7 protein-coding genes and 1 tRNA gene are annotated in these 7,879 nt (G+C 63.6%); 4 read left to right on the forward strand and 4 right to left on the reverse strand.

Features of this window, described 5'->3' with window-relative positions; all coding sequences use genetic code 11:
• Window positions 1-73 precede the first annotated feature (73 nt).
• The 3 genes from recR to dnaX form a co-directional block, all read right to left on the reverse strand.
• Window positions 74-670, reverse strand: a complete 597-nt coding sequence (gene recR, locus M503_RS0115270) for a recombination mediator RecR (protein WP_028920350.1) — start codon at window positions 668-670, stop codon at window positions 74-76.
• Window positions 671-800: 130 nt separating this feature from the next.
• Complete coding sequence (locus tag M503_RS0115275; RefSeq protein ID WP_028917402.1) at window positions 801-1,121, reverse strand: YbaB/EbfC family nucleoid-associated protein; 321 nt, start codon at window positions 1,119-1,121, stop codon at window positions 801-803.
• A 1-nt stretch (window position 1,122) separates the two neighbouring features.
• Window positions 1,123-3,072: a DNA polymerase III subunit gamma/tau gene (dnaX, locus tag M503_RS0115280; RefSeq protein WP_028920349.1), complete on the reverse strand. Its 1,950-nt coding sequence runs from the start codon at window positions 3,070-3,072 to the stop codon at window positions 1,123-1,125.
• Between the two features lie 145 nt (window positions 3,073-3,217).
• On the opposite strand from dnaX, the gene M503_RS0115285 reads away from it, so the two are divergent.
• The 4 genes from M503_RS0115285 to M503_RS16710 all read left to right on the forward strand — a co-directional run bounded on the left by M503_RS0115285 (window position 3,218) and on the right by M503_RS16710 (window position 7,468).
• Window positions 3,218-3,310: transfer RNA gene (locus M503_RS0115285), tRNA-Ser, on the forward strand.
• 614 nt (window positions 3,311-3,924) lie between these two features.
• Window positions 3,925-5,022 carry an ABC-three component system protein gene (locus M503_RS0115290; RefSeq protein WP_231472395.1) on the forward strand — a complete coding sequence of 366 codons (1,098 nt, stop codon included), beginning with the start codon at window positions 3,925-3,927 and terminating at the stop codon, window positions 5,020-5,022.
• Window positions 5,019-5,534: a three component ABC system middle component gene (locus M503_RS18010; protein WP_428992232.1), complete on the forward strand. Its 516-nt coding sequence runs from the start codon at window positions 5,019-5,021 to the stop codon at window positions 5,532-5,534. The genes M503_RS0115290 and M503_RS18010 overlap by 4 nt, the downstream gene beginning before the upstream one ends.
• Complete coding sequence (locus M503_RS16710; RefSeq protein ID WP_231472397.1) at window positions 5,531-7,468, forward strand: DUF3732 domain-containing protein; 1,938 nt, start codon at window positions 5,531-5,533, stop codon at window positions 7,466-7,468. Before M503_RS18010 ends, M503_RS16710 begins: the two co-directional genes overlap by 4 nt.
• Before the next feature lie 129 nt (window positions 7,469-7,597).
• On the opposite strand, the gene M503_RS0115300 is transcribed toward M503_RS16710, so the two are convergent.
• A partial coding sequence (locus M503_RS0115300) for an integrase core domain-containing protein (RefSeq protein ID WP_028928333.1) occupies window positions 7,598-7,879 on the reverse strand: 282 nt, incomplete at its 5' end.

A 7,879-nucleotide genomic window follows, 5' to 3' on the forward strand; every position in this document is an offset into this window, starting at 1 on the left:
TGTTCCGGTCCGTGGTTCGCCGAAGGAAGGCGCAAGCATAGCGCCCTGCCCCGCGCCGGCCCACGCGCTGCGGTTATTCGCGCATCTCGCCGCGGCTGCCGAAGGCATGCGACAGCGTGCCGCGGTCGACGTATTCCAGCTCGCCGCCCAGCGGCAGGCCCTGGGCCAGCCGGCTCGGGCGCACGCCGTGCTGGCGCGCCAGCTGCGCCAGGTAGTGCGCGGTGGCCTCGCCTTCGACCGTGGCGCTGGTGGCGACGATCAGCTCGGCGACCTCGCCGCTGGCCAGGCGCGTGGCCAGCGCATCCAGCCCCAGCTCGCGCGGGCCGATCCCGTCCAGCGGCGACAGCCGCCCCTGCAGCACGTAGTACAGGCCGCGGTAGCCGGTGGCGGTCTCGATCGCCAGGCGGTCGGCCGGCGACTCGACCACGCACAGCTGCTGGCGGTCACGGCTGGCGCTGGCGCAGGTCGCGCACACCGGCGTCTCGCTGAAGTCGCGGCACTGGCTGCAGTGGCCGATGCGCTCGACCGCCTCGGCCAGCACCGTCGCCAGCTGGCGGCCGCCATCGCGGCCGCGCTCCAGCACGTGGTAGGCCATGCGCTGGGCACTCTTGCGCCCCACGCCCGGCAGCACCCGCAGGGCCTCGATCAGCTGTTCAAGAAGAGCCGTCATTGCGGTTCGTGATGGGTAATTGGTGATTGGTGATTCGAAAAAGCCGCGGCGCCGGCACCCGCCGCCAACCGTACCGGGCGCCTGCTGTTGCTGTTACGAATCACCAATCCCGAATCCCGAATCACGGCTCTTAAAACGGCAACTTCATGCCCGGCGGCAGCGGCATCCCCGCCGAAGCGGCCGCCATCTTCGCCTTGGACTCGGCGTCGACCTTGTTGGAGGCGTCGTTGAACGCCGCGGCCACCAGGTCCTCTACCATTTCCTGGTCGGACAGCAGCGAAGGATCGATGCGCACCTTGCGGCACTCCTTGGTGCCGGTGAGGGTCACGCTGACCATGCCGCCACCGGCGTTGCCGGTGACCTCGAGCCTGGCCAGTTCTTCCTGGGCGCGCTGCAGGTTTTCCTGCATCTTCTGCGCCTGTTGCATCAGTTGGGCGATGTTGCCACGCATGTCAGTTACCGTCTGAAGGTCGGATGGAGTCGGGCACGACGCGGGCGCCGTGCTTCTCGATCAGGCGCTTGACCGCCGGATCGTTGAGGAAGGTTTCCTCGGCCGCGGCCTGGCGCGAGCCACGCTCGCGCTCGCGGCGCTGGTTCAGTGTCTCCGCCGGCGCGTCGCCGGTGGTGAAGACGATCTTCGGCGCCCCGCCCAGCGAGGCGGCCAGCGCATCGGCCAGCGCCGCGGTGGAGCGTTCGGTGCGCAGGTATTCGAAGCCGGGATCCAGGGCCAGGGTCAGCACGCCGTTGGCGTGGCTGATGAAGGCCGTGTGCCCGGCCAGTTCCCTGGACGGGCCCTTGAGGTCGCAGCTGGCCACGCGCTGCAGCCAGTCCTCGGCGTCGGCCACGACCGCGCCGCCGGCATCGGCATTGGCGGCCGGCGCGGCCTGCACCGGCGCGGGCGACGGCGACATCACGATTCCCGGGGCCAGCGCCTCGGCGGCGGCCGGCTTCGCGGTTCCGGTAGCGGGCGCCGGCGCGTTGATGTCCTCGATCGCGGGCGCGCGCGGGGCGGCCGGCGGGAGCACCGCGGCCAGCTCCGGCGCGACCACGGGCGGCGTCGGCGCCGCCTGGCGCGGTGCGGGCACGTCCCACGGCGGCGGATCGTCCGCCGGAGCCGGGGCCGGGCGCACGGGCGCCGGTTCGACCGGGGCAGCCATGGATGGCGCCGGCACGGGCTCAGGACGCGGCGCCGCAGCCTCGCGCGCCACCGCCCCACCCTCGCCGGCCGCAGCCGAGACCGGCGCCCGGCGCGAACCCGCACCGCCGGCACTGCCGGTGGCTCCTGCCCCTGCGCCGCCGCCGGTGCCAATCGGACCGGCATCGGCCTCCGGGCGGAACGCCAGCATCCGCAGCAGGCTCATTTCGAAACCCACCCGCGGCGCCGGGGCCAGTTCCAGGTCGCGGCGGCCGGTGACCGCCATCTGGTACCAGAGCTGGACCACTTCCGGGCGCAGCGCCGAGGCGTAGCGGTCCAGGTCCAGCCCCTCGTTCTCCTGGGCCGCACCGGGCACCAGCTGCCGCACCTGGATCCGGTGCAGCGCCTCGGCCAGCGCCTCCAGCACGTTGCCCCAGTCCGGGGCGAACCCGGCCAGGGTGGCCACCGTATCCAGCAGCGCCGCGCCGTTGCCCTCGGCCAGCGCGTCCAGCAGCGCCGCGACCTGGGTGCGGTCGACGCTGCCGAGCATGGCCCGGACCACGTCCTCGCGCAGCGCCCCGCCGGCATAGGCGATGGCCTGGTCCAGCAGCGACAGGCCGTCGCGCAGGCTGCCGTCGGCGGCCCGCGCCAGCAGGCGGATCGCCGCCGTATCGGCCTCGATGCCCTCGGCGGCCAGGATCTTGGTCATCTGGCCTTCGATCTGGCCCTCGTCCAGCCGCTTGAGGTTGAACTGCAGGCAGCGCGACAGCACCGTGACCGGCAGCTTCTGCGGGTCGGTGGTGGCCAGCAGGAACTTCACGTGGCCCGGCGGCTCCTCCAGGGTCTTCAGCAGCGCGTTGAACGCCGCCTTGGAGAGCATGTGGACCTCGTCGATCAGGTAGACCTTGTACTGCCCGCGCGAGGGCATGTACTGGGCGTTCTCGATCACCTCGCGGACGTCGTCCACGCCGGTGTTGGAGGCCGCGTCGATCTCCAGCAGGTCGATGTAGCGCCCGGCGTCGATGTCCTGGCAGGCCGCGCACTGGCCGCAGGGCTCGGCGCTGGTGCCCTTCTCGCAGTTCAGGGACTTGGCGAAGATGCGGGCGATGGTGGTCTTGCCCACCCCGCGGGTACCGGTGAACAGGAAGGCATGGTGGACCCGCCCGGTATCCAGGGCATTGCCCAGCGCACGCACGACGTGTTCCTGCCCGACCAGCTCGGAGAACCGCTTCGGGCGCCACTTGCGGGCAAGGACGAGATAGGACATCGGGCAACCGTTTCGACCAGGACCGGCATTGTGCCATGCCCGCCCCCGGCCCCGTCCCGGCCCCGGACCGCGCTTGTGGCAAGTGCCCGCAAGCTATAGAATTCCCGCCCCTGAACAGGCGTCCAAGCGACCCTGCCCAGGTTCCGGAGAGGTGTCCGAGTGGTTGAAGGAGCACGCCTGGAAAGTGTGTAAGCGGCTAAACCCCGCTTCGGGGGTTCGAATCCCCCTCTCTCCGCCAGATACGCAAAAAGGCCCCCTTCATGGGGGCCTTTTTGCGTATTGGCGAAGCGAGGGGATCTGATTCGAACCCCTCGGTTCGACCACCCGCGAAGCGGGTGGCGCGAGGCGCGCAGCGCCTCGCAATCCCCCTCTCTCCGACTGCCCCCCCCCCCCGCGGGTGGACACGCCGGCGAAGCCGTCGCCCGAAGGGCAAGGCGCAAAGCGCCGCAGTGCCCCCTCTCTCCGGCGTCACAACGCCAGCCACCCGATGCACTATGACCTTAAATCACCCGCTAGCCCCACCCAGCAATCTAACGACGTGCAGCGGGGCGTCATGCAAAGCTGCTCACCCAAGGCCATTTCCGGCATGACCACAGATTGGCCATACCACCGGTAGTCACGGCGAAAGGACTGAACGAAACTTGCGTTCAGCATATGGAACCCGGACACTAAAGTTAGGGAGTCCGAGCCGAACTGCAAACCTAATTGCAGCGGGCATTGGACTGGGGGAGATGACCAATGACAGCACCAGCAACGAGCCAAACGGCATTTGCTGCGGGCGATTCTGCACTGGGCTATCTATATCAAGCGCGCGGAGCATTCCTTTCGTCGCTAAGACGACTCCGCGACGGCATGTCCTTCCTAGTCTATTTTGAAACTCTGGACGATGTCGTCTTCGAACAGGAAGGCTCCACGCTCGACTTGATTCAATACAAACACCACAAGAATGCAGATGCCAATCTGACCAACGCGAGCTCAGATATCTGGAAGTCCTTACGCGTCTGGATGGAGGGCCGTGCAAACAAGCTAATCCCGGATGACGCCAACTTATATCTCGTCACCACTCAGACTGCAGCCGACGACACCATCGCAAAATATCTAACTCTCGGCCAGGAACGTAACGAAAAATCTGCACTGATTGCGTTGCGCCAGGTCGCAATCACCTCAACCTCTGCGACCAATGTGGCCGCATATGCGCTGTTCAACAGCCTAACCTCGAAGCAGCAGGAAGACCTCATAGCCTCAATCACAATCATAGCCAAGGCACCCACGGCGAACCACATCGACACCGACATCAGGCGCGAACTCGCCCTATCCGTGCGTGCCGACCGCGTAGAGTCGCTGGTGACTCGACTCGAGGCGTGGTGGCTTTCCGCCTGCTTGAGGCATCTCATTAAGAGCTCGGCAAATCCGATTAGCAGCGAGGAACTTCAAGCCCAGCTCGACGATATTCGCGAACAGCTAAAGGACGACGCGCTGCCGCTCGATCCTGAAGTGATGCAGGCGCTCGTTGAAATTGATGCCTACGAAGGACAGGTCTTCGTCCATCAGGCGCGATTGGCGAATATACGAGAACCGCGCGTTCTTGCAGCCGTTCGCGACTACTATCGAGCATACGAACAGCGCTCGCGCTGGATGCGTGAGAATCTGCTCTTGGTCGGCGAACTAGACAAGTATGAACGCCGTCTATGCGAAGAATGGCAAATGATGTTTGACCGCACTGCCGATAACTTTGGGGAGATGCAAGCCGAGACGCAACGTCAGGAGATGGCTAGACAGATCTATGACTGGGTTGAGCAAGCAGAGTTTCGACTGCGCGAAAAGGTTAACGAACCCGCAATCACCCGGGGATCGTTCCACATGCTAGCCAATGAGCTGCGCGTGGGGTGGCATCCAGACTTCAAAGCACGCCTCCAACACTTGCTCGTTCCCGCACCGGTGGCCGCATGACTTCAACCGCCGTCCCTTGGCGTGATCAAGCCACCGAACAAGCTCGCATATTAAATCCGGCCTTCGTGGGCGCATTGGTTGCGGAAGCAGCTCGCGGCTACGAGACAGAATCACCCGGTGCGCACCCACTTCCTTATGCACTGGCTTTTGTAGCCGTTCCAGTAGTTTTGCATAAACCCACACGAGACACGCTGCCCGAACGAACCAGCACAACCTTAGCCGCTTGGATCGCAGACCATCCTGCGGCACAGGTAGGCTTCCCGGAACGAGCCCGCGCCCTCGCCCCTCTGGTTAAGGATGCCATCTTGTTTGCATCTCGAGGAGGACTGCTCCGCATCGATGGAACTGGATTTTCAGCCCTGATCAACAGGAGACTGGTTGAAGCATACGGCAGAAGTTGCTCCTCACCCGAGGTGGGGGCTTGCCTAAGGAAAGCCCAGTTTCTGGGCCGCTGGCTCGCCTTGGCAGGGGAACCAAATACCGTGATGGCGCTGTGGGGAGTGCGGCCATGAGCTTTCAAATTCTAGATATCGTCTTGTATGCCGAAGGGCAAGAACCACGAGTTCTTTCGTTACGCCCTGGCAAACTCAACATCATCACGGGCGACTCCATGACCGGCAAGACCGCCCTTGTGGACATTGTGGACTACTGCCTGGGAAGCAAGTCCTGCCACGTATCGAGCGGCGTAATCCGGCAGAGTGTCGACTGGTATGCCTTGCGCATAGCACAAGGTAACGACCGCCACTTCATCGCACGCAAGGCGCCCGCCAGAGGACGCACAACTACGTCGGACGCCTATTACGCCACAGGCGTCGATCTCGAAATCCCACCCTATGAGGAGCTGGCTGTCACTACCAATATCCAAGCGGTCATGGCTCGCCTAGAGGAGGTGACTGGCATAGGCGTAAATCTTCACCTGCCCCCAGAAGGGCAGACGCGCCGCCCACTACAGGCTGGCATTCGGCACGCCTTGGCCTACGTGTTCCAACCACAGACTGAGATTTCCCAACCTACCGCCCTATTCCATGGCCAAGGGGACACATGGGTGGCACAGGCTATAAAGGATTCGTTCCCCTACTTCGTCGGAGCCGTGGACGAGGATTACGTATCTAAAGTTGGCCAACTACGTGACCTGCGTCGTGAGCTGAGGAAACAAGAATCAGCGTTAGCAACGGCCACAGCCCTCGCTGAGGAAGGTAGCGTTACAAAATTGGTGACGGAAGCGAAGTTCGCTGGCCTACTACCACAAGACTACGACGGCGGGGCATATCAGAAAGACGTGGCAGCTTTGCGAGACGTGGCCATTGCAGCCATTGGGCCAAACATTCTCGAAGTGATCTCCGCCTCCGACGACAACGGCGAACTTGACCGACTCAACGACGAGAGATCGGCGATGCAGCTCGAGTTGCGAAGGCTGAACGACGAGTTGAGAGCCATGCAGGGCCTTCGCCGGGACGAGGGCGGATATGTAAACGAGGCTAAGGAGCAAGTAGCGCGATTGAAGAGCCTCGATCTACTGGGCGAGGGCGAAAGCGCATGCATACTTTGCGGCCAAGAGCTTCCGGAGCGAATCCCGCAGGTGGAGGAACTGCGAAGCGAGCTTGAGAGAGCCACCCAACAGTTAGATGCAGCTCGTCGCCACACTCCAGGATTGGAGAGACTGATTCTGGACAAGCAGAGCGAAGCAGATCAAGTTCGCGCAAGATTGCGCGAGAACTGGTCACGCTTGGAAGCGGTCAGTAATGCGAATCAGCAATTGGCTGACCTGCGCCTCGCGGCGGAGAGACGCGCGCACGTGACAGGACGCATCAGCATGATGCTAGAAGCCATGGAACAGGCACCAGCTACAAGCGAACTCCAGGCGAGCATAGAGAACCTCAGGAGGATCATCGAGCGATTAGAGGAAGAAATTGGAAGCGAGGCAATCACTGATCGCGTTGAATGGCTTTTGTCTAAGCTCAGCAGACCAATGACCAGGTGGGCTAAAGATCTAGAGCTAGAACACAGCGGCGTACCATTCAGGCTAGATGCCCGAAAGCTGACGGTCGTTGCGGATGCGCTGGAGGGCCCCATATTCATGCACGACATGGGCAGTGGGGCCAATTGGCTAGGCTGCCACCTCATCGCGCACTTGGCCCTGCATGACCTCTTTACGCGCAACGAGCGCCCGGTTCCACGCTTTCTCATGCTCGATCAGCCATCTCAAGTCTACTTCCCAGCGGAGGCCGGACAGGACGTCAATGCTGCGTCCGACGAGGATGAGGATCGGCTGGCAGTTGTCCGCATGTTTAACCTAATCAGAAACGTCGTCGAAGGACTCGCGCCGCATTTCCAAGTCATCATCACGGAGCATGCCGACCTTAGTGAGCCCTGGTACCAAGACGCGGTTGTCGAACGCTGGCGCAACGGCGTGGCACTGATACCGCCCGACTGGATCCGGCCTTGACTATCGATCTGTCACGCAGGTGAAAGAACACGTGGATTCGCAATAGCCCCTCCCTAACGAGCGAGTACCTACACCACACCATCTTCAACCTGAATCGCCCCGGCTTCTCCGGAGGCCATTTCGTTTGAGTCACGCCGCCATGGCGTGACCCGGGTTGCTGGCGTAGAACGCCGCCTCGGCTTCCGCCGGGGGTATGTTGCCGATCGACCCCAGCAGTCGTCGGTGGTTATACCAGTCGACCCAGTCCAGGGTCTCCCATTCCACCTCTTCCCGGCTGCGCCACGAGCGGCGGTTCGTGACCTCGGTCTTGAACAGGCCGATCACGGTTTCGGCCAGCGCGTTGTCGTAGCTATCGCCGACGCTGCCCACGGACGGCTCGATGCCCGCCTCGATCAGGCGGTCGGTGTAGCG

This window comes from Pseudoxanthomonas suwonensis J47 (genome assembly GCF_000513955.1).
GTDB classification, from domain to species: Bacteria; Pseudomonadota; Gammaproteobacteria; order Xanthomonadales; family Xanthomonadaceae; genus Pseudoxanthomonas; species Pseudoxanthomonas suwonensis_C.